A 523-nucleotide genomic window follows, 5' to 3' on the forward strand; every position below is an offset into this window, starting at 1 on the left:
TACGCGATGTAGAGCCGGTCGCGGGACTGCGGCACCGGCAGGCAGGTGCGCGGCAGCACGTGCGCGGAATTCAGGGCGATGACCCGGGTCTCGTAACCGAGGTCCTGGATCTCGCGCAGCCACCGATGCCGGTCGTCCCACTTCCAGCACTGCACGACGTTTTCCATCACCCCGGCCAGCACCGGCTTGCCGCGCGCGGCCATCGCACGCAGATACCGGGGAATCTGCTCGACCAGCGCGCGGCTGCGCCCGGACGCCGGATCCTCGACGATGCCGAGTTCCTCGTCGAACCGGTACTGGTTGCTCTGGTCGAAGTAGCGTTTCTGTCCCTTCGCGTCCGTCCATTCCGGGCACGCCGGGCTCGCCCAGAACATCTCGGTCGCGGGCAGCCGCGTCAGGTCGATCTCCCTGACGTCGCCGGGCGGAAGGTGTTCCACCGTGGGGAAATTCAGCTCGTGCACCGCCACACAGACCGGGTTGTGGTTGGCCGCGATCCGGCCCGTGAGACCGGGCATCGGCCGCG

The 523-nt window shown here is 68.5% G+C and carries 1 pseudogene; it reads right to left on the reverse strand.

The features are described from left to right. Positions 1–523: pseudogene (locus tag A5780_RS41200) on the reverse strand (DNA cytosine methyltransferase); the annotation flags it as partial.

Source organism: Nocardia sp. 852002-20019_SCH5090214 (genome assembly GCF_001665865.1).
Taxonomy (GTDB): Bacteria; Actinomycetota; Actinomycetes; order Mycobacteriales; family Mycobacteriaceae; genus Nocardia; species Nocardia nova.